The organism is Mesorhizobium sp. M1066 (assembly GCF_040318635.1).
Lineage (GTDB): Bacteria > Pseudomonadota > Alphaproteobacteria > Rhizobiales > Rhizobiaceae > Mesorhizobium.
Genome location: NZ_JAMYMR010000007.1, coordinates 75,270 through 95,501, shown reverse-complemented (window position 1 = coordinate 95,501; position 20,232 = coordinate 75,270). Strand labels below are relative to the sequence as shown.

The window sequence follows — 20,232 nt, the reverse complement described above, 5'->3', positions numbered from 1 at the left end:
CAGCAGCTATGCAAGTTTCTTTGTTGCCGAATCGTTGGGCAACTCGTAGGTTCTGGTTGTCGGCCATCTACTCCTCCCAGATGCGATGCCGACGCTGAATGGGGTGCACCTCCTCCCGCGCCACATTCGAAAATCGAGCCCGCTGCCACCTCCTCCCGGCAGCGGGCTTTTTTCGTTTGGCCGGCAGGAATGGCGAGCACAGCGACACCAAAGCACGCCCAGTCATCGCAGATGGAATAACGCACGTTGACAGGCGACGGACCCCGTCAACCGGCGGCTGCGCCCCGGAAAGAAGCGATCAATCCTTCAGCCATGCGCACGAACTGCGTGCTCGGACCTTCCGAACCCACAGTCTGTACACTAACCCGCGCACCCTCGAGCAGAAGCGACAGCGTATCGGCGAGCAGTTCAGCCTGGCCGATGCCCGCGTCCCGACATAGCGTCACAAGGCGCTCGCGCTGGGCTTCTTTGAGTTCCTTGATCACCAGCCTGGCCGGATGGTCCGGCTCGGTCAGTTCAGCGGCGGCGTTGGCCATGTCGCAGCCGCGCCCGTCCGCATTGAGCATGGCAGCCGCCTTGCGAACCCAGGCATGCAGCTGGGCAAGCTTGTCACCAGGAAATTCGGCATCGAACGCATCCCACATGGCGCCGGCCTTGGCCGCATTGGCGCGCAGGCATTCGACGATCAGTTCGTCCTTGGATTCGAAGTGACGATAGAGCGTCATCTTGTTCGTGCCGGCAGCTTCGGTGATGGCGTCGACGCCGACGCCCTTGATGCCATGCTTGTGGAACATGTCGCGTGCCGTCTCCAGGATCCGATCCCGGGGACGAGAGCGCTCCACGATGCCGTCTGTCATCATGATCTCCTTTCGTTTCCAAAAAACCCTCGGCCACCTCTTGACTAGGGTGTTACCGGTCTGTAACTTCCAGAATGTTACTTACTGGTAACACCTATATCGTCCACCGTCAATAACAAGGCCGTGAACTGCCCTGCCAGACGAGAGGGGCGAGAAACTGCCAATCATGCGGCCTCGGCCGGTGAAGAGATTAAAAACGGTTCGCGAGCATGGGCTGCGAATCGACAGACAAGGAGCCGGCCAATGCCACAGCGCCGCGATCTTACCATAGATGAGGCCGTCCGGGATCCGATGATCCGGCTGGTCATGAAAGCCGATGGCGTCGACCCGCGCGCCTTCGAGACGATGCTGCGCTCGCTCGCAGATGCGCAGCGCCACGAGGTGCCGTTGCTGCATTCGCGGGACGGCCTCGGCGACAAGCGCGGCCAGAGGCTGTCCAGGGTTGCCAGCGCCTTCGGGCGGGCAACAGCAGCCGGAGAGGCGTGCGTGTCGTGGTAAACTTTTTCATCCACCGTCCGATCTTCGCCTCTGCGATCGCCATCATCATGGTGCTCGCCGGGTCGATTTGTTATTTCCTGCTGCCCGTCTCGCAGTTTCCCGACATCACACCGCCGCAGGTCGTGGTCAGCGCCCATTATCCGGGCGCCAGCGCGCAAGTGGTGGCCGATACGGTGACGACGCCGCTGGAGCAGCAGATCAACGGCGTGCAAGGCATGACCTACATGTCGTCGACGAGCTCCAATGACGGCTCCTCGACCATCACCATCACCTTCGATGTCGGCTATTCGCTGAGCACCGCCGCCGTCGACGTGCAGAACCGCGTCTCGCAGGCCGCCTCGTCGCTGCCGGCGATCGTCAACCAGGGCGGCGTGACGATCAAGAAGCAAAACCCGAACTTCGTCCTCATCGTCAACCTGACTTCGCCCGACAGTTCGGTCGATCCGGTGGCGCTGAGCAATCTTGCCTATCTGCAGGTGGTCGATCCGCTGAAGCGCCTGCCCGGCGTCGGCGATGTGCAGATCTTCGGCGAGCGGCGCTATTCGATGCGCGTCTGGCTCGATCCCGACAAGCTCGCCAATCTCGGCATCACCGCCGTCGATGTGCAGAACGCCATCGCCGAGCAGAATGTCCAGGTGGCGGCCGGCAAGATTGGCCAATCGCCGGCCCCGGCTGGCACCGCCTTCGAGATGCAGGTCAACGCCGTCGGCCGGTTGAGCGATCCAAAGGAATTCGGCGACATCGTCGTGCGCGCCAACACCGACACCGGCTCGCTGGTCAGGCTGCGCGACGTCGCCCGCATCGAGCTCGGCGCGCTGCAATATTCGTCGTCGGCCTTCTTCGGCAAGGACCCGACCGTGGTGCTTGCCGTCTACCAGATGCCCGGCTCCAACGCGCTCGATCTGCAGCAGCGCGTCAAGGACAAGATGCAGGAGCTGTCGGGCCGCTTCCCGAAGGGCGTGTCCTATGCGATGCACTACGACACGACGCGCTTCGTCTCGGCATCGATGCATGACGTGCTGATCACGCTCGGCGAAGCGCTGGTGCTGGTCGTCGCCGTGGTGTTCCTCTTCCTGCAAAGCTGGCGCACGACGATCATCCCGACCATCGCCATTCCGGTGTCGCTGGTGGCGACGCTGGTCGTCATGGAGATGCTCGGCTTCTCGCTCAACATGCTCTCCCTGCTCGGCATGGTGCTGGCGATCGGCCTCGTCGTCGACGACGCCATCGTCGTGGTTGAGAATGTCGAACGACAGCTGGAGGCCGGACTCAAGCCGCTTGCGGCGACCAAGGCCGCGATGCGCGAGGTCACCGGACCGATCATCGCCACCACCGCGGTGCTGATGGCGGTGTTCGTGCCGGTCGCCTTCATTCCCGGCGTCTCCGGCAAGCTCTACAACCAGTTCGCGCTGACCGTGGCGATCTCCGTCGGCATCTCCGCCTTCAACTCATTGACGCTCAGTCCCGCGCTCAGTGCGGCCTTCCTGCGCCATCGCGGCGAGACGCAGTTCGCCCCGTTCCGCTGGTTCAACACCGGCTTCGACAGGCTATCGCATGCCTACGCCAATGGCGTACGCATTCTCATCCGCTTGCGCTGGATCATGCTCGGCCTGTTCGCGGCCGGCCTTGTCGCCACCTACTTCGTCTGGCAGCGCCTGCCCTCGACCTTCCTTCCGGTCGAGGACCAAGGCTATTTCTTCGTCGTCATCCAGTTGCCCGACGGCGCGTCGCTGGAACGCACCGACGCGGTGGCGCAGAAGGCGCGCGACATCCTGCAGGCGACGCCCGGCGTCGAGATTGTCGGTTCGATCAGCGGCCTGAACTTTCTGACCAGTGCGGCGCAGTCGAACTCGGCGGTCGAATTCGCCATCCTCAAGCCTTGGGAAGAACGCGGTCCCGACCAGAGCGCGTCGAAGCTCGTCGCCGACGTGCGCGGCAAGCTGATGCAGATTCCGGAAGCTTTTGCGCTGAGCTTCGATCCGCCGTCGATACCGGGTATCGGCACCACCGGCGGCTTCGAATTCGTCGTCGAGGATCTGACCGGCCGCGGCAGTTCAGCTCTCAATGACGCCACGCAAGCCGTGATCGCCGAGGCGCGCAAACAGCCGGAAATCAACCCGCAGCAGCTGTTCTCGCCGTTCTCGACCTCGACGCCGCAGTTCAACTACGACCTCGACCGCAGCAAGGCCAAACTGCTCGGCCTCAACCTGCCCGATGTCTTCAACACGCTGCAGATCTATCTCGGCTCGCTATACGTCAACGACTTCAACCTGTTCGGCCGCACCTTCCGGGTGACCATCCAGGCCGACAAGGATGCACGTGCGGGTGCCGCCGACATTTCGCGGCTCTATGTGCGCAATGCCTCCGGCGGCATGGTGCCGCTCTCGACGCTGGGCAAACTCGTGCCCTTCGTCGGCCCGGAGACCGTGCCGCACTACAACAACAACGCCTCGGCCTCGATCAATGGCGGTGCCGCACCCGGCTTTTCCTCAGGCCAGGCGGTTGCCGCGATGGAACGGGCCGCTGCCATTGCGCTGCCAAGGGATTTCGGTTTCGAATGGACCGGCATCACCTTCCAGGAGCTCAAGGCAGGATCGATCGCGTCCGTCGTCTTCGGCCTCGCCATCGTCTTCGTCTTCCTGATCCTGGCGATGCAATATGAGAGCTGGGCGATGCCGTTCATGGTGCTGCTGGCGGTGCCACTGGCCCTGTTCGGCGCCTTCGTGGCCTTGTTGCTGCGCGGCATGCAGATCGACGTCTACTCGCAGATCGGCTTCGTCATGCTGATCGGTCTGGCGGCCAAGAACGCGATCCTGATCGTCGAGTTCGCAAGGCGACGGCGCGAGGAAGGCCTCAGCATCGTCGACGCGGCGATGGAGGCGGCACGGCTCAGGCTGCGGCCGATCCTGATGACGGCCTTCGCCTTCATCCTCGGCGTGCTGCCGCTGATGTTTGCGACCGGCGCCGGTGCGGCAAGCCGGCAGTCGATCGGCACCACCGTGTTCGGCGGCATGGTCGCGGCGACCATCCTGTCGCTGGTGTTCGTGCCGGTGTTCTACGCGGTCATCGAACAGCTGCGGGAACGCCGCGGCAGTGACGAGCCCGCCTCTCAAGACAATGAACCAACGAGTGAGCACGCTATCCCGCCCCTGGCGGAAGCGGCCGAATAAGATTGGAGACTGATCATGCGTAAATGGAAAATCGCGTTGGGAACGGCTGTCGCGCTGGGAGCGATCTCGGTGGCCAGCGTCCATCTGCTCGACATGGGCAACCTCAGCCTCAATGCCGGCACGGCCGCGGCGACGCCTGCTCCGGCGGCATTCGTCATGCCTGTGCCGGTGGTCAGTGTCGTCAAGAAGACGATCCCGATCTACCTGGACTATGCCGCGCGGACGGAACCGATCCGCAGCATTACCTTGCAGGCCAGGATTCCGGGCTATCTGCAGGAGCAGACCGCAGCCGACGGCGTCGACGTCCGGCAAGGCGACCTTCTCTACAAGATCTCGCCTGACGACTTCCAGGCGGCTCTCGACCAGGCCAAGGCGCAAGTGCAGCGCGACACGGCGACGCTCGACTATGCCCGGTCCAATCTCGGTCGCGGCACCGAGCTCGCCAAGAGCGGCTACCTCGCCAAGGACGGCTTCGACCAGCGCACCAGCACCTTGCGCGAAGCGCAGGCGTCGCTGGCGGTCAACCAGGCGGCGGTCCGCACGGCCGAACTCAATCTGGGCTATGCCGAAATCCGGGCGCCGTTTGCCGGGCGTCTCGGCCGCAACCAGGCTTCGGTCGGAACGCTGGTCAGCGTTGCCGGCACCGTGCTGAACACGCTGGTGCAACTCGATCCGATCTACGTCACCTTCAACCCGAGCGAGACGGATCTGGCCGAGATCGAGCAAGCCCGTGCGAACGGCCCGATCGAAGTGGAGGTGCTGCTCCCCGGCCAGACCGAGGCCAGCCAAAAGGGCGAGCTTACCTTCATCGACAATTCGGTCGACCGCTCGACCGGCACGATCACGGCGCGCGCAACGATCGGTAACGGCAAGTTCACGCTGCTGCCCGGCCAATATGTTCGTGTTCGGCTGCATGTGAGAGAGCAGGCCGACGCGCTCATGGTGCCGCAGACGGCGCTGGGCTCGAGCCAGCTCGGCAAATATCTCTATGTCGTCGGCAAGGGCAACACCGTCGACCAGCGGCTGGTTTCGCTCGGACCGACGAGCGGCGATCAGGTCGCCATCCTCAGCGGCGTCGCCGAGGGCGACCAGGTGATCACGGGCAACCTCCAGAAGATCGGACCCGGAGCGCCTGTATCGCCGATACCGGAAAAGCCGGCCACCTGAACACCCCCGTCAGGACCCGGCTTCAGCGCGGCGCCCCGACCTTCCCACAGGTCGCGGGCGCCGCTCGACTGAGCAGTTCCACCAGACCGGCAACATCGGCGCGGTCGGCCTTGGCCGGCGGCATGAATGCACAGTAGGGATGCCCGAGGCGCACCGAGACGGAGGAGAGCGCAATCAGCCGACCGGCCTCCAGATCGGCGCGCGCCATGACCCGCTGGCCAAGCGCGATGCCCAGGCCGAGCCTTGCCGAGGCGATCGCAAGGCTGGACAGGCCGACGCGGCGCCCGTGCGACGGGTCGGGCGAGCGACTGCCGCCGGATGCCGCGAACCAGTCCGCCCAGGTCGGGTGCGAGGCATAGTTCGGCCCCCAATTGGTGTGGATGAACTGGCTCTCGTGCAAATCCGCCAGACTGGGATCACCATTGCCGTGCCGGTGCCAGAATTCCGGTGCACAGACCGGCAGGACATCGTCATGGACGAGACGAACAAGTTTCAGCCCGGGATAGTGATAGTCGCCATAGCTGATGCGCAGATCGATGTTCTGGCGCATCAGGTCGACCGGATCGTCCTCGACCCGAACGTCGATCGCCATCTGCGGAAAGGCATCGAGAAGTACCGCCAGCCTCGGCGCCAGCCACAGTTCGGCCAACGAGAATGGCACACTGACGACCAGACGCGTCCGCACCCCGCCCTCCAGCATGCGCTGGCCTATGGCGGCGATGTCTCCCAAAGCTTTCGCTGTCTGCGGATAGATGGCGTGGCCGGCGTCGGTGAGCGCGATGCGATTGCCGCTACGCACAAACAGCTGTTTGCCGAACCAGCTCTCGAGGTTGCGGATCTGCTGGCTGACCGCCGCCGACGATACGCCGAGTTCAGAGGCGGCCAAAGTGAAGCTGCCGGCACGCGCCGCAACCTCGAAAGCCTTGATCGCATTCAGCGGCGGCAACCGTTCCACATCGAGTCCGTAAGTTTTTCTTGTTCAATCCTAATTATTTTCTCCGTTGAGAGAAAGATTTTTTTGCCGTCTTCTGTGCTCCGAACCTTGGAGCCTGTGACCATGAAAGACATCCTCGATCTCGACCGCTATCCGCTCGACCGCGAAGGCAGCGCCGAATGGCAGCGCCTCGTCGAACAATCCCTCACTGCGCTCGAAGCCGACGGCATGTTCAATCTCGAAGGGTTTTTGCGCCCCAGCGTGGCTGAAAAAGCCGTGCGGGAAATCCAGCCGGTCATGGCCGCGCGGTCGCATGTGCACAAGCGGATGCACAACATCTACTTCAAGCCGGACATTCCCGAACTGGCGCCCGATCACCCCGCTTTGCGCAAGGTCGAGACCATAAGCCACACCGTCTGTGCCGACCAGATTCCGGGCAGCGTGGTGCTCGCCATCTACGAATACGAACCGCTTTTGCGCTTCCTGGCAGCGACGATGGGCAAGACCAGACTGCATGTGATGCAGGATCCGCTGGCGCGAACCAACGTCATGGCCTATCGCGCTGGCGAGGCTTTGAACTGGCATTTCGATCGTTCCGAATTCACGACGACGCTGTTGTTGCAGGCAGCGGAGCGTGGCGGCGACCTCGAATACCGCACCGATCTGAGGTCGGACGACAATCCCAACTATGACGGCGTCGCAAGGCTGCTGGAAGGGCGCGACCCCGATTCCAAGATCCTGTGCATGAAACCGGGCACACTGAATGTCTTCCGTGGCAAGAACACCGCGCATCGCGTCACCACCGTCGAAGGCGAGCGAGAGCGCATGATCGCGGTGTTTTCCTACTATGAGAAGCCCGGCGTGATGTTCAGCGCCGAGGAGCGCGTCGGCTTCTACGGCCGCGCCGCCTGAGACCGAAGAGGCAATATGCCAGCGGCCCCAAGAATCCGAAGATGACCTCTTGTTAGATTGTCGACAATCTGCTTGTCTTGCTTTCGATTTCCCTGGGAGTGGCCGAATGGCGAAAGCGGATTTCAGTCCGATCGCGGACACGACGCGCCGCGCCGAGATCGTCGCGCTGTTGCGGCGCGCGATCCTGACCGGGCAGCTCGCACCCGGCCAGAAGCTCAACGAGCTGCGGATTTCCGAACAGATGCGGGTCAGCCGCGCGCCGTTGCGCGAGGCAATGCGCGAGCTGGTGCAGGAAGGCATCCTGACCAGCATTCCCTATGCCGGCACCTTTGTCATCGAGGTCACAGCCAATGACATCGACGATGCCTATTCGTTCAACAAGGTGATGGACGAGCTGGCCATCGAGCGGGCGTGGCCGCTGCGCGACCAGCGCTTCTTCGACGAGCTCGACCGGCGCCACGAAGCCGTGAAGCAGGCGACCCGTGCGTTGGACACGACACGCCAAATCGAAACCGCGCTGCAACTGCATGGCCTGATCTACGAATGGGCCGACAATTCGGTGCTGCTGGAAACCTGGCAACGGCTGACCAGCCGGCTGCAGATGTATTTTGCGCTCCACCAACATGCCCGCAATGAGCCGGTTCCGGCCGAAGACGTTCACGAAACCTATGTGCGGTTGCTGAAGGGCAAGGACATGCGTGCCGCCCAGCGCCATGCCAGGGAGCACATCGATCTCGATTTCGAGGAGTTGCTTGCCTACGCGCGCGGCCTCGAACAACGCCCGTCGAGGGGCGCCTGACCCGTTCCCAACATCACAGACAGCGGACAAGACACGTGCAGATCGAAACCATCAAGGCCTACCATGTCGTGCAGCCCTTCGTGGACGGGCCATACCGCATGTCGAAGGGGCGCGAGGCCGACGCCTTCGACGCGGTGATCGTGTCCATTGCATCAGACAGCGGCATCACCGGCTGGGGCGAGATGGCGCCGCTCGGCAATTTTTACTCGGCAGCCTTCCCGGCCGGCGTTCGCGCCGGCGTGGTCGAGATCGCGCCGCATCTGATCGGCCATGATCCGCGCGGACTAGCCAGCATCGGCCGGCTGATGGACACGGTGTTCAAGGGTCATCCCTACATCAAGTCGGCGCTAGACATGGCCTGCTGGGATCTGGCGGCGCGCGCCGCCGACGTGCCGCTAGTCACGCTGCTTGGCGGCAAGGAAAGCGACACCGCAGAACTCTACAAGGTCGTCACGCACGGCAGCGTCGACGCCATGGCAGCACTTGCCAAGCGCATCGTCAAGGACGGCTTCCACCGGCTGCAGGTCAAGGTCGGCGGCAATGTCCATGACGACATCGAACGCGTCACCGCGGTCGCCGCTTCGGTGCCGAAAGGCACGGTCATCTTCTGCGACGCCAATGCCGGCTGGACGCCCTATCAGGCGCGCCAGTTCGCCGACGCCACGCGCGCCATCGACTACACGTTCGAGCAGCCCTGCACGACGATCGACGAGAACATGTCGGTTCGCCGCATGCTCGACAAACCGATGGTGCTCGACGAATCCGTCACCTCGCTCGAGGCGATGCTGGAAATCCACCGCCAGGGCGCGGCCGACGGGCTAACGCTGAAGATCTCGCGCCTTGGCGGCGTGACGAAGACGCGCCAGATCCGCGACGTTGCCGTCGACCTCGGCTTCATGATCACGGTCGAGGACACGGGCGGCGCCGAGATCGACACCGCGGCCATGGCGCATCTGTCGTTGTCGACGCCGGAAGAGCGCCGCCTGCATGCGATTGCCTTCCATGAGTGGGTGACGGTGCGCACGGCGTCGAACATGCCACCGGTCACCGGCAGCCGCATGGGCATTCCGGACGGACCGGGCCTCGGTATCGACGTCGTTCCCGATCTGCTGGGCAAGCCTTTCTTCGAAGTCGGCCGCTGAGATGAAAATCCGCAGCATCAAAGCCACGCCGATCAATCTGCGCCTCGAAGCACCCTATGCCTGGGTGTTCGGCGAACTCGACGGGTTTTCGCCGACCATTGTCGAAGTGGAGACCGAGGATGGCCTGATCGGCCTCGGCGAAGCGCCGACGCCAGCGGCGGCCGCGAGCATCAACGATGTCCTGGCACCACGGCTGGTCGGCCGCGATGCCTTCGACATTGCCGGCGCCGAACATGTCTGCCTGCCCTTTTGGACCGGCGTGCAGTCGATCAACGACCGTACCCGCATCATGGCTTTCGGCGCCATCGAGATGGCTTTGTGGGACCTGCGCGGCAAGGCGTGGAACCAGCCGCTCTACCAGTTGCTTGGCGGCGCCGTGCGCAAAGACATCCCGTTCACCGACTATTTTTCGCTGCGCGGCGACGGGCCAAAGGTAAAGGGCGAGACGACACCGGAAGAGGTCGCCGATTATTGCGTCGAATTGCACGAGACTTTTGGAACGACCTTCTTCGAGGGCAAGTTCTCGACCGAGGACCCGAAAGTCTCGCTCAGGATGGTCGAACTGATTCGCCGCAAACTAGGCGACGATGCGATGATCCGCATCGATTCCAACCAGGCCTATTCGCTCAGCACCGCGCGTCGCCTAGCGCGGCCGCTGGAAGACCTCGGCGTGCGCAACTGGGAGGACCCGGTGGCAACCATCGAGGAGATGCGCGAATTGCGGCGCCATTGCTCGATCCCGTTCTCGACCCACAACATCGACATTGCGCGCGCCATGGAAACCAAGGTTCCGGACGCGTTCGTCGGCAACCCGACGACGCATGGCGGCATAGGCCGGCTGCTGCGCTTCGTCGGCGCCTGCGAGCACGCCGGCATCGATTTCTGGTGCTACAGCGGCGACAGCGGCATCGGCAGTGCCGCCTATCTGCACCTGTGCGCGGCACTCGGCTGGATCAGGGAGCCTAACCAGTCGCTGTTTCGCATGCTGCCGATGGATGTCACCGAGGGAGGGCCGTTTTCGCCGAGAAACAATTTCGTGAGCGTTCCGGAAGGTCCCGGTCTCGGCGTCACCTTGTCGCGCGAAAACCTCGCTGCCTGTCACAGAGACTTTACCGAGAAAGGACCGTGCAACAAGTATCATGACCCGGCAAAGCCCGGAACCTATCGCCGTTTGCCGCTGAACTAGATGACGGCAAGCGGCCACGACAAGGCGGCCAAGAGGCGAGAAGCCAACCACCGCGACTTCGGCCGGGAAGGTTGGACAAAGACGATGGAAGCAGTGCAGCCAGCAATCCGGCGCGTCCACGCCACGACTGGATGGACCGGACAAAACCGCATGCTAAGGTTCCGGTCGACAGGCCTCTCTGGCGACCGCAAAATGGAGCAATCCACGAAATTTCGTCAACCATAAGAAACAGGGGAAAGGGTAAAAACCCATGAGCAAGAATTACAGCATTCTCGACCTGATCCGGCGCAATCGCTCGCCGCTTGAAAATCACCTGATCGACGGCCTTGTCGACGGCAGGGTCAGCCGCCGCGACTTCGTCCGCCACGGCAGCCTGCTTGGCCTGTCGCTGCCGCTGCTGGGCCGCATCGGCATGGCAGCCGGCCTCAGCGGCATGCCATCGCTGGCGCGCGCCCAAGGCGCGCCCGGCGCCACCATCCGCGTCGCCAGCAGCGTGCCAGCGGCAACCATCGACCCGGTCACCATCGCTGACGCAGGGGGCCTGCTGGTCATGCAGCAGGTTGCCGAGTTCCTGTGCGTCGACGGCCCCGACCTCGTTCTGCAGCCGGCGCTTGCCGAAAGCTGGAAGCCGAACGACAACGGTACCGTTTGGACCTTCAAGCTGCGCAAAGGCGTAAAATTCCACAGCGGCGGCGAGATGAGAGCCGACGATGTCGTGGCCAGCATCGACCGCCTTGCCGATCCGGCCAATTCGTCCAACGCGCTGTCGGTGTTCACCGGCATCCTGCAGAAGGGCGCCTCGAAGAAGGTCGACGACTACACGGTGGAATTCCACCTCGATGCGCCGAACGGCAACTTCCCCTACATGCTGTCGTCCGACAATTACAACGCCGTCATCATCCCGGCGAGCTACAAGGGCGACTACGAGAAGAGCTTCGACGGCACCGGGCCGTTCAAAATAGAGAAATACACGGCAAAGGTCGGTGCGTCCTTCGTCCGCAACGAGGACTATTGGGGGCCGAAGGCGCTGCCGGAACGCACCGAGTTCACCTTCTTCACCGACATGCAGCCGCAGATCCTGGCGCTGCAGGGCGGCCAGGTCGACATCATCAACCAGATGCCGGTGCTGGCCGGCGTCGCTCTGCTCAACGATCCGAACGTCGACATCATCAGCCTGAAGTCGTCGGCCCATCAGCAACTGCACATGCGCTGCGACGAGGGCCCGTTGAAGGATGCGCGCGTGCGCCGTGCCATTGCGCTCTGCCTCGATCGCGACAAGCTGGCCGCCGGCCTCATGAAGGGACGCTCCGCTCTGGGCAATGACAGCCCATTCGCCGCCGTCTATCCTTCGACCGATACGAGCGTGCCGCAACGCAAGCAGGATATCGCCCAGGCCAAGCAGCTCATGGAAGCAGCCGGCCTTGGCCAGGGCTTCAAGATAACCCTGACCACCGAACGCTACCTGGAAATCCCTGAATACGCCCAGCTCATCCAGAACTGGGTCAAGGAGATCGGTGTTCAACTCGACCTCAATATCCTCGACCAGAGCGGCTATTACGGAGACGCGGTGTTCGGCAAGTCGAACTGGCTGGATTCGGTGATGGGCATCACCGACTACGGCCACCGCGGCGTGCCGAACGTGTACCTCGCGGCCCCGCTGAAGAGCGAAGGCACCTGGAACGCGGCACACTTCAAGAACAAGGACTATGATGCGCTGGCGACCAGCTACATCGCAGCCCTCGACCTCGAGGCGCAGAAGGCGGACGCCGGCAAGATCCAGAAGCTGCTGCTTGAGGAAACGCCTGTCATCTTCGGCTATTTCTACGACTATCTGACGGCGACGGCGAAGGGCGTGGCCGGCGTACAGCCGACCGCCATGTCGCAGCTGTTCCTCGATAAGGCATCGAAGGCCTGAGCAAACTCGTTGTTGGAGCATGATCTTTTCCGAAAACCGGTACCCACTTTTCGGGATCATGCTCAGAAGGGAAAGCCAATCCTCTAACAGCCAGCTCCCGCATGGGGGCTGGCTCCACAAGGAGTCCTAGCCATTCTCTCCTTCCTTGTCCGGCGTGTCTCGCTGTCGCTCGTCACGCTGTTCCTGCTCAGCATCATGGTGTTCCTGGGCGGCCAGGTGCTGCCCGGTAATGTCGGGCGCGCAATATTGGGTCCGTTCGCAGACCAGCGCGCGGTCGACACGCTCAATCAGACGCTCGGTGTCGATCGTCCGCTGCTGGCGCAGTATTGGAGCTGGATCTCCAATTTCGTCCAGGGCGACATGGGCACGTCCTACATCTTCCGCTCACCGGTCGCGCCCTTCGTCATCGATGCACTGGGCAACTCAATGAAGCTGGCGGCGGTCGCCTTCGTTCTGGTGGTGCCGATCGGCATCCTCGGCGGCGTCGTTGCAGCACTCAATCTCAACCGCCCGCTCGACCGCATCATCAGCCTCGGCGGCCTGTCGGTGACGGTGCTGCCGGAATTCGTCACCGGCATCATCCTGATCCTGATCTTCGGCGTGTGGCTGCGCTGGCTGCCGATCTCGGCCGCATGGCCGCGCGATGCCGGCTTCTTCACGCAGCTCTATTACCTGATCCTGCCCTCGCTGCCGCTGTTCCTGGTGCTGTTCGGCTACATCGCCCGCATGGCACGCTCCGGCATGATCGAGGCGCTCGATTCCGACTACACGCGAACGGCCGTGCTGAAGGGCCTGCCCTGGCGCACGGTGATCTGGCGGCATGTGCTGCGCAACGCGCTGCTGCCGACCATCACTGTCATCGCGACGCAGACCGGCTACCTCATCGGCGGCCTTGTCGTCATCGAAACGCTGTTTCGCTATCAGGGAATCGGGTCGCTGATCTTCACCGCCGCGCGCGGCAAGGATTTCCCGATGCTGGAGTCGGGCATCCTCACCATCGGCATCGTCTATGCCGTGGCCACCCTTGTCGCCGACTTCCTCTATTCCGTGCTCAATCCGCGTATCCGTCTGGGGTCAGATCTATGAGCGCCGTCCAAACCAGCTCTCCGACACCAGACGACACGCGCCGGCGCGGCCCGCTGGCGGAGGTCTTTTTCTCGCTGTTGCGCTCGCGAACATTCCTTGTCGGTTTCGCCATCGTGCTGTTCTGGGTCGCCTGTGCGCTGTTCGGCGAGCATTTCGCACCTTATGATCCGCTTGCGGACGACATCATCAACGCGCTGGCGCCGCCCTCTTCCGAACACTGGTTCGGCACCGACCAGATCGGCCGCGACGTCTTCTCGCGCGTCATCGTCGGTTCGCGCGACATCCTGACCGTCGCACCGCTGGCAACCTTGCTGGCGACAGTGGCCGGCACGGCGCTTGGGTTGTTGACCGGATATTTTCGCGGCCTCGTCGACGATGTCGTCAGCCGCATCCTGGAAGCCTTCATGGCGATCCCGGTGGTCATCGTTGCGCTGCTGGCGATCGTGGCGCTCGGCACCTCGAAGACGACCGTCATCGTCGTCATCGGCTTGAGCTTCGCGCCGATCATCGCGCGCACAGTGCGCTCGGCGGTGATGGCCGAGCGCGAGCTCGACTATGTCGCCGCCGCACAGCTTCGGCATGAAAGTGCACTGCATACGATGTTCGTCGAGATCCTGCCCAACGTCATCCCGCCGATCCTGGTCGAAACCACCGTGCGGCTCGGCTATGCCATTTTCGCCGTCGCCACGCTCTCCTTCATGGGCTTTGGCATCCAGCCGCCCTCGCCCGACTGGGGGCTGTCGATCTCCAACAATTACGGCATGATCGGCGGCGGCTTCTGGTGGACCGTGCTGTTCGATGCGCTCGCCATCGCTTCGCTGGTGATCGGCGTCAATCTGGCGGCCGACGGCGTTCACGGAGCGCTCAATGACTAACTCCGCCAAGGCCGAAAACGCACTCGAACTCACCGATCTTTCGGTTGCCTACCGCGTCGCCGGCCGCAATCGCGCCGTGCTGCGCAACCTCAGCCTCACCATCGGCCAGGGCGAAGCCTATGGGTTGGTCGGCGAATCCGGTTGCGGCAAGTCGACAGTGGCGCTCACTGTCGTGCGTTATCTTCCTAGAAACGGTTCGATCACCGGCGGCGCCATCTCCCTCGATGGCCAGAATGTGATGAAGCTGGACGCCGAGGCGCTCAGGCGGGCGCGCGCGGAAAGCGTCTCCATGGTCTATCAGGACCCTGGCAAGGCGCTGAACCCATCGATCCGCGTCGGCCGCCAACTGACCGAGATTTTTGAACTCGGCGGCATTTCGGGACAAGCGGCTACCGACCGGGCGATTGCGATGCTGAACCGCGTGCGCATCTCCGATCCCGTCAGCGTCATGCAGCGTTACCCGCACCAGCTTTCCGGCGGCATGCAGCAACGCGTGGCTATCGCCATGGCGCTGGCCAACGATCCCTCGATGCTGATCCTCGACGAGCCGACCACCGGCCTCGATGCGACGGTGGAGGCCGAAGTGCTCGACCTGATCGCACAGCTCAGGCAGGAACTGTCGGCCTCTATCCTGTTCATCAGCCACAACCTCGCGGTCGTTTCCAACATGTGCGACCGGGTCGGCGTGCTCTATGCCGGCATGCTGGTCGAGGAAGGGCCGACGGAGGTCGTGTTCAACGATCCGCGCCATCCCTATACAGTCGCGCTGCTGCGCTGCCTGCCGCGCGGCGGCCAACGCAAGGATCAGGGCCGGCTCGATACCATTCCGGGTTTTTTGCCGGGCATCGGGGCTGACATCAAGGGCTGCGCCTTCGCCGACCGCTGCGCGCTCGCCGACGACCGTTGCCGCACCGAATTGCCGCCGCTCTATGATCTGAGTGACGAACGCGGGAGGCGCTTGTCACGCTGCCACTATCACGACAAGGCGCAGGCGCTGCCACGCACGACACCCAGCGATGTAGCGGTAGCACCAAAGGCGACAGCCGCACCGGTGCTGCGGGTCGCGGGGCTGAACAAGACCTATGCCAGCCATGGCCACGCGCTGCGCGCCGTCAAGGATGTGTCGCTCGACCTGCGGCCCGGCGAGACGCTCGGGCTGGTCGGCGAATCCGGCAGCGGCAAGACGACCTTCGCCAGGCTGCTGCTCGGCCTGGTGCCGCCCGACGACGGCGGCACCATCGAGCTCGAGGGCAAGGCGCTGGCGCCCAGGCTGGAGAACCGCAGCGACGACCAGATCAAGGCGATGCAGATCGTCTTCCAGAATCCGGACTCCGCACTCAACCGCTCGCATTCGATCCGCCACCTGATCGGCCGCGCGCTGAAGCGATTGGCCGGCCTCTCCGGCAAGGCGCTGGAGGCTCGTCTCAACGACCTCGTCCGCTCGGTCCGGCTCACCGACCGCCATCTTGCGGTCAAGCCGCGCCAGCTCTCCGGCGGCCTGAAGCAGCGCGTCGCCATCGCGCGCGCCTTCGCCGGCGATCCGCGCATCGTGGTGTGCGACGAGCCGACCTCGGCACTCGACGTCTCGGTGCAGGCTGCGATCCTCAATCTGCTCGCCGACCTGCAGTCGAAGGAAGACGTCAGCTACATCTTCATCTCGCACGACCTTGCCGTGGTGCGTTACCTCTCCGACAAGATCGCCGTGCTCTATCTCGGCCGCATCATGGAACTCGGACCGTCCGAAGACGTCTTTTCCGGGCCGCATCACCCCTATACCGAAGCGCTGCTGTCGGCCGTGCCCAAACTCGACCAGATCGATACGGCACGCATTCGTCTCGACGGCGAGATCCCCAGCGCCACCAACCCACCGTCTGGCTGCGTGTTCCATACGCGCTGCCCGCGCAAGATCGGCCCGATCTGCGAGCAGCAGGAGCCGCCGCTCAGCGAGGCCCAGCCCGGCCATTCCATCCGCTGCCACATTCCTTACGCCGAGCTGGCAAGGCTGCAGAGGGCGATCGCGCCAGAGCTGGCATAGCGCTGTCGCTCGCGTGGCTTAGCCAGTCAGATCTGGCCCGCCATGCTGAGAGCACGATCACCTTCCGAAAAGCCCTCCCCTTCGGCCCAGTCCCTGGCCAGCGTGCGCAGGCCGGTAAGCGCGACATCCAGAACATCGGACGAGACGGGGTTTGAGGGATAGGCGAGGTAGATCGGCCGCTGGAATACCGGCGTGTTGTCGATGCGCCGCATCTCGCCGCGCTCGATATGGCCGCTGACGGCGCTGAGCGGCAGATAGGCGGCGGCCTGCCGCGACTGCACGTGCTGCAGCCCGATGAAGACCAGCCCGGCCGAAATGGCCGGCTTGACCATGCCGGCAAAGGCGCGGTCGTGCTCGATGCGGAATTCCAGTCCCCAGTCCATCAGGATGTAGTTTTCGGTCCACGGCTTGGTCTGTGCGGCGTGCTGGACGAGCACGACCTGATCGACGGCCAGCGTCTCGTAGACAATGCCGGGATGCGGTCGCGGAAGATAGAGGATGCAGATGTCGAGCAGGCCTTCTGCCAGCTGGTCGATCGCCAGATCCGGGAAACTGCCTTCAAGCCGCAGCGCCACGTTCGGCCGCCTGGCGCGCATCCACTCGACCCATGGCGAGGTGATGCGGTCCCAGAGATAGGCCGGCGCGGTCAGCCGCAGCAAGGTCTCGTAGCCATCGGGAACGGCAATGTCCTGTCTCGATTGCTCCCAGGTGCGGGTGATGGAAGAGGCATGCGGCAGGAACTGCCGGCCGGCCGGCGTCAGCGTGACGCCATCACGGTCACGCACGAACAGCCGGCGTCCCAACTGATCCTCCAGTCCCCTGATCCGCGCACTGACCGTGGACTGGGCGAGGTTGAGCCGGCTGGCCGCGACGGTGAAGCTGCCATGGGTGGCGACTTCGAGAAAGCTGCGCAGATTCTCAGTGTCCATGCCCACCTCTCGCATCGAAAATTTCGATGACCCCTATCAAAAAATATCGCTTTCCGGCGGCAGTCAACAATGAACTAGATGACTGAACCCCAAGACAAGCGAGGAATCCAGCCATGCCCAAGCATTTCCGGATGATCGACAACGCTCGCAGAACACTCACTGCAATCGAAAATTCCGCTGTCGACGAATTGCTGGCCGGCAGGATGGGCCGGCGCGACTTCCTGCGCCATGGCAGCGTGCTCGGCCTCTCCGTGCCGTTCCTGGGCAGCCTCGTCGCGGCGGCCGGCTTCGGTACACAGCAGGCCCGCGCCGAGGGCAAGCCGGGCGGCACGGTGCGCGCCGGCGTGGCGACGCCGGGCGGCGCCATCGATCCCGTCACATACTATGACAGTGGCAGCTACCAGCTGGTTTTCCAGACCGCCGAATTTCTCTGCGTCACGCAGCCGGACCTCACCTTGAAGCCGGTGCTGGCGGAGAGCTGGGCGCCGAACGAGGACGGCAGCATCTGGACCTTCAAGCTGCGCAAGGGCGTGAAATTCCACAATGGCGAGGACTTCAAGGCCGACGACGTCGTCGCAACCTTCGATCGGCTGGCCGACCCCAACGGTGCCTCCAACGCGCTGTCGGTGTTCAAGGGGCTGCTGTCGAAGGGCGGCACCCAGAAGGTCGACGACCACACCGTCGCCTTCCATCTCGATGCGCCGAATGGCAGCTTTCCCTATTCGGTGTCGATCGACAACTATAACGCCGTCATCCTGCCGGCGAGCTACAAGGGCGACTACGAAAAGACGTTTGAAGGCACCGGGCCGTTCCGGCTGGAGACCTACACGCCGAAGGTCGGCGCGACCTTCATCCGCAACCCAGACTATTGGGGTGAGAAAGCGCTGCCCGACCGGCTCGAGTTCAAGTTCTACGGTGACGTGCAACCGCGCATCCTGGCGCTGCAGGCCGGCGAGGTCGACATTCTCGATGCTGTTCCGCTCGATGTCAGCCAGGTGGTGCTGAACAGCCCTGATATCATCGTGTTGCGTGTCGCTTCGACCGCGCACCGCCAGCTTCACATGCGCTGCGACACCGGCCCGTTCACCGACAAGCGCGTGCGCCAGGCGCTGGCGCTGTGCATCGATCGTTCGAAGCTGGTCGACGGCCTCTGCCGCGGCATGGCCGCGACCGGCAATGATAGCCCGTTCGCGCCGGCTTTCCCGGCGACCGACAAGTCGGTGCCGCAGCGTGTCCAGGATATCGCCAAAGCCAAGCAGTTGCTGGAGGCGGCGGGCCTCGCCAGCGGCTTCGACATCACGCTGACCACGCTGCGCTATTCCGACATTCCCGGCTATGCGCAGCTGTTCCAGAACTTCGCCAAGGAGATCGGCGCGCGCATCTCGCTCAACATTGAGGACCAGGACAAATATTACGGCAAGGCGGTGTTCGGCCAGTCGGACTGGCTAGATAGCCCGCTTGGCATCACCGACTACGCGCATCGCAGCGTGCCGAACGTCTTCCTGAAGAGCCCGCTGGTCAGCGACGGCCCGTGGAACGCGGCGCATTTCAAGAGCCCGGCCTATGACGGCATGGTCACCAGCTATCTCAAGGCGCTCGACGTCGGCGCGCAGCGCAGTGCCGCCTCCGAGATCCAGAAACTGCTGCTCGACGAGACGCCTGTCATCTTCAGCTATTTCCCCGATCTGCTGGTGCCGGTGCGCAAGAATGTCAGCGGCTTGCCGCCGATCGCCGCCGGCCTGCTGCTCGATCGCGTGTCCTTGAGCTGATCGTGCGGCAACGCCCGATGACAAAAGAAACGAAACGGGAGACTACCATTCGCAAGCCCCATCTGCGCGGCCGTGGGCCGCATTTTCCCTTGCTCGACACCATCGTGCAGTACGAATTCGAGCCGGGCTATGTAGCCTTCACCATGCCCACGCAGAAGCGCCTGCGTGTGCAGGTGGGGTCGATGACCGTGGCCGATACGACCAACGCGCTGGTGTTCTACGAATCCGACCACCTGCCGGTCTACTATTTCCCGATCGGCGACGTTCGCGAGGAATTCCTGCTGCCGAGCAAGACGACGACGGAGGACCCATTCAAGGGCACAGCCACCCACTACTCGCTCAACACCGGCATCACGCTGGTCGAGGACGCGGCCTGGCGCTATCTCGATCCGGTGAAGGGCTGTCCGCCGATATCGGACTACATGTCGTTCACCTGGAGCAAGATAGGCCACTGGTTCGAGGAGGACGAGGAGATCTTCGTCCATGCCCGCGATCCGTTCCGCCGGGTCGACTGCCTCCCGTCGTCGCGGCGCGTGCAGGTCATCCTCGACGGCGAACAGGTCGCCGATTCACGCCGCGGCGTGTTCCTGTTCGAGACCGGCCATCCGGTGCGCCACTATCTGCCGATCGCCGACACGCGGCTCGATATGTTCGCGCCCAGCCGCTACATCTCGCGCTGTCCTTACAAGGGCATCTCCAGCTATTATCACGTGACGACGAAGGCCAAACGTCACGAGAACCTCGTCTGGCATTATCCGGAACCGGTGCACGAGGCAGAGCGCATCAAGGGGCTGGTCTGCTTCCACCACGAACTGGTCGACAAGATCCTGGTCGACGGCGTCGAAATCCCGAAGGAAGCCACGGCCGCGTCGAGCGGTTATTTCTGAGCATCGACGCCGCCTGCGCGCGGGCGCTTGATCGAAACACGGCTCAGCCATACCCTCTCCGAGGCAGGGAG

16 protein-coding genes are annotated in these 20,232 nt (G+C 63.5%); 13 read left to right on the top strand and 3 right to left on the bottom strand.

What is annotated here, in order from left to right; all coding sequences use genetic code 11:
• Window positions 1-266 precede the first annotated feature (266 nt).
• A complete protein-coding gene (locus NKH52_RS12715) occupies window positions 267-857 on the bottom strand; it encodes a TetR/AcrR family transcriptional regulator (RefSeq protein WP_023808707.1) in 591 nt (196 codons plus the stop codon).
• A gap of 243 nt (window positions 858-1,100) precedes the next feature.
• On the opposite strand from NKH52_RS12715, the gene NKH52_RS12710 reads away from it, so the two are divergent.
• From NKH52_RS12710 to NKH52_RS12700, 3 genes are read left to right on the top strand one after another with little or no spacing between them, the layout of a single operon-like run.
• On the top strand, window positions 1,101-1,355 hold the full coding sequence (locus NKH52_RS12710) for a hypothetical protein (protein ID WP_352736763.1): 255 nt from the start codon (window positions 1,101-1,103) through the stop codon (window positions 1,353-1,355).
• Window positions 1,349-4,525, top strand: a complete 3,177-nt coding sequence (locus NKH52_RS12705) for an efflux RND transporter permease subunit (protein WP_127291002.1) — start codon at window positions 1,349-1,351, stop codon at window positions 4,523-4,525. Before NKH52_RS12710 ends, NKH52_RS12705 begins: the two co-directional genes overlap by 7 nt.
• A gap of 15 nt (window positions 4,526-4,540) precedes the next feature.
• Complete coding sequence (locus tag NKH52_RS12700; protein WP_352736765.1) at window positions 4,541-5,692, top strand: efflux RND transporter periplasmic adaptor subunit; 1,152 nt, start codon at window positions 4,541-4,543, stop codon at window positions 5,690-5,692.
• A 22-nt stretch (window positions 5,693-5,714) separates the two neighbouring features.
• Here NKH52_RS12700 and NKH52_RS12695 read toward each other — a convergent pair whose 3' ends face one another.
• Window positions 5,715-6,647: a LysR substrate-binding domain-containing protein gene (locus NKH52_RS12695; protein WP_352967112.1), complete on the bottom strand. Its 933-nt coding sequence runs from the start codon at window positions 6,645-6,647 to the stop codon at window positions 5,715-5,717.
• 102 nt (window positions 6,648-6,749) lie between these two features.
• Between NKH52_RS12695 and NKH52_RS12690 the strand changes: the two genes are divergently transcribed.
• The 8 genes from NKH52_RS12690 (at window position 6,750) to NKH52_RS12655 (ending at window position 16,576) form a co-directional block, all read left to right on the top strand.
• Window positions 6,750-7,538 carry a HalD/BesD family halogenase gene (locus NKH52_RS12690; protein ID WP_352735724.1) on the top strand — a complete coding sequence of 263 codons (789 nt, stop codon included), beginning with the start codon at window positions 6,750-6,752 and terminating at the stop codon, window positions 7,536-7,538.
• A 106-nt stretch (window positions 7,539-7,644) separates the two neighbouring features.
• Window positions 7,645-8,337, top strand: a complete 693-nt coding sequence (locus NKH52_RS12685; protein WP_352735725.1) for a GntR family transcriptional regulator — start codon at window positions 7,645-7,647, stop codon at window positions 8,335-8,337.
• 35 nt (window positions 8,338-8,372) lie between these two features.
• Window positions 8,373-9,479: a mandelate racemase/muconate lactonizing enzyme family protein gene (locus tag NKH52_RS12680; protein WP_352735726.1), complete on the top strand. Its 1,107-nt coding sequence runs from the start codon at window positions 8,373-8,375 to the stop codon at window positions 9,477-9,479.
• Window position 9,480: 1 nt separating this feature from the next.
• A complete protein-coding gene (locus NKH52_RS12675) occupies window positions 9,481-10,665 on the top strand; it encodes a mandelate racemase/muconate lactonizing enzyme family protein (protein ID WP_352735727.1) in 1,185 nt (394 codons plus the stop codon).
• Between the two features lie 250 nt (window positions 10,666-10,915).
• On the top strand, window positions 10,916-12,580 hold the full coding sequence (locus NKH52_RS12670; RefSeq protein ID WP_352735728.1) for an ABC transporter substrate-binding protein: 1,665 nt from the start codon (window positions 10,916-10,918) through the stop codon (window positions 12,578-12,580).
• 195 nt (window positions 12,581-12,775) lie between these two features.
• A complete protein-coding gene (locus NKH52_RS12665; RefSeq protein ID WP_502908023.1) occupies window positions 12,776-13,666 on the top strand; it encodes an ABC transporter permease in 891 nt (296 codons plus the stop codon).
• Entirely contained in the window at window positions 13,663-14,541 is an 879-nt protein-coding gene (locus NKH52_RS12660) for an ABC transporter permease (protein WP_352735729.1), read from the top strand. The genes NKH52_RS12665 and NKH52_RS12660 overlap by 4 nt, the downstream gene beginning before the upstream one ends.
• A complete protein-coding gene (locus NKH52_RS12655; protein WP_352735730.1) occupies window positions 14,534-16,576 on the top strand; it encodes a dipeptide ABC transporter ATP-binding protein in 2,043 nt (680 codons plus the stop codon). Before NKH52_RS12660 ends, NKH52_RS12655 begins: the two co-directional genes overlap by 8 nt.
• Before the next feature lie 26 nt (window positions 16,577-16,602).
• Here NKH52_RS12655 and NKH52_RS12650 read toward each other — a convergent pair whose 3' ends face one another.
• A complete protein-coding gene (locus NKH52_RS12650; RefSeq protein ID WP_352735731.1) occupies window positions 16,603-17,505 on the bottom strand; it encodes a LysR family transcriptional regulator in 903 nt (300 codons plus the stop codon).
• Between the two features lie 113 nt (window positions 17,506-17,618).
• On the opposite strand from NKH52_RS12650, the gene NKH52_RS12645 reads away from it, so the two are divergent.
• Both NKH52_RS12645 and NKH52_RS12640 read left to right on the top strand, forming a co-directional pair.
• Window positions 17,619-19,274 carry an ABC transporter substrate-binding protein gene (locus NKH52_RS12645; protein WP_352735732.1) on the top strand — a complete coding sequence of 552 codons (1,656 nt, stop codon included), beginning with the start codon at window positions 17,619-17,621 and terminating at the stop codon, window positions 19,272-19,274.
• 17 nt (window positions 19,275-19,291) lie between these two features.
• Window positions 19,292-20,161, top strand: a complete 870-nt coding sequence (locus tag NKH52_RS12640) for a DUF427 domain-containing protein (RefSeq protein WP_502908022.1) — start codon at window positions 19,292-19,294, stop codon at window positions 20,159-20,161.
• Window positions 20,162-20,232: the final 71 nt, after the last annotated feature.